This is a genomic window from Amnimonas aquatica (assembly GCF_002943415.1).
In the GTDB taxonomy this organism is placed as follows: domain Bacteria; phylum Pseudomonadota; class Gammaproteobacteria; order Pseudomonadales; family Moraxellaceae; genus Perlucidibaca; species Perlucidibaca aquatica_A.
In genome coordinates this window covers 1-1,490 of record NZ_PTQZ01000313.1, presented here as the reverse complement: position 1 = coordinate 1,490, position 1,490 = coordinate 1, and the positions used below count along the sequence as shown (strand labels likewise).

Here is a 1,490-nt window from a genome sequence, read left to right as displayed (position 1 = left end):
CGCGCGAGCAGATGCGCGACTGGATTCCGCCGGCTTGCGAAGGGGTGACGCTGCTGGCCGAGGGCGTAGTGGAGGGCTTGCCCGAGCCGGCGGACCCGTTGGGGGTCCGCTTCCGTTTCCGCCCCGAGTCCCTGTCGGAGCCGGACTGTCTGCCGGCGGCCGGCCGCTGGCAGCTGAGCTGGCGTCAGGACGTGCCATTGCGCCCGGGCGAACGCTGGCGCCTGCAGGTTCGTCTCAAGCGCCCGCAGGGCACGCAGAATCCCGGCGGCTTCGATGCCGAACGCTGGTGGCACCAGGAAGGTGTCGCCGCCACCGGCTGGGCCGCGTCCGGCGAACGCCTGGCGCCGGCGGGGCATTCGCTCGATGACCTGCGCTGGCGCATCCGCCAGCGTCTGCTGGCCCGTTTTCCGGATCGGCCCGAGGCCGCCGGCACGGTGCTGGCGTTGCTCACCGGCGACCGCGTCGGCATTTCCCCGGAGGCCTGGGAGCGCTACAGCCGCACCGGCATCACGCACTTGGTGGCGATCTCGGGCGTGCACATCACCATGGTGGCCTGGCTGGTGGCTTGGCTGCTGCGCGCCTGCTGGGTGCGCGTGCCCGGGCTGGCGCTGTGGCAGCCGGCCGGCCGCATCGCCGGTCTCGGCGGATGGCTGGCCGCCGCCGGCTACGGCGCGCTGGCGGGCATGGAACTGCCGACGCAGCGTACCCTGCTCATGCTCGGCGTGATCGTGCTCATGCGCTGGCTGCCGGGCGAGCTCGCCGGGCGCCAGATCCTGCTGCTGGCGCTGGCGGTGGTGCTGCTGGTCGATCCGCTGGCCATCCATGCCGTCGGTCTCTGGCTGTCGTTCGCGGCTGTGGCCCTGCTCATGGCCGGCGGCCTCGCGCCGGGCGAGGAGGGCGGCTGGCGCGCCGCCCTGCGGGCGCAGTGGCTGGCGACCTGGGGGCTTATGCCGCTGTCGCTGGCACTGTTCGCGCGCCTGTCCTGGGTCAGCCTGCCGGTCAACATGATCGCCATTCCCTGGGTGACTTTCGCGGTCGTGCCGCTGGCCATGCTCGGCCTGCTGCTGCAGCCGCTGCACGCGCCCGCCGGCGACATGGCCTGGCGCATGGCCGTGTGGCTCATGGCCGGGCTGGATGCCGTGCTGCACTTCGCGGCCGGCCTGCCCGGCGCCTGGGCCGAGTTCTCCCTGCCCGGCGCCACGCCGTGGTGGCTGGCACTGGCGCTGGCCCTGCTGCTGATGCCGCGTGCCCTGCCCGGGCGTGCGCTGGCCGTCCTGCCGCTGCTGGCGGTGGTCTGGCCGCACCCGCCGCTGGCGCACGGACAGCTGCGCCTGACCGTGCTCGATGCCGGGCAGGGACTGGCGGTGCATGTGCAGACCGCGCACCACGACCTGCTCTACGACACCGGACCGGCACTGGGACCGCGCGCCGACGCCGGCAGCCGCGTGGTGCTGCCGTACCTGCGCTGGCAGCGTGTGCGGCGCCTGGAT

1 protein-coding gene is annotated in these 1,490 nt (G+C 74.0%); it reads left to right on the top strand.

The genetic code is table 11. From position 1 onward, the window contains the following. Window positions 1-11: 11 nt before the first annotated feature. Window positions 12-1,490 (top strand): DNA internalization-related competence protein ComEC/Rec2 (locus tag C5O18_RS09455; RefSeq protein ID WP_105193378.1); only part of this gene is annotated, 1,479 nt, incomplete at its 3' end.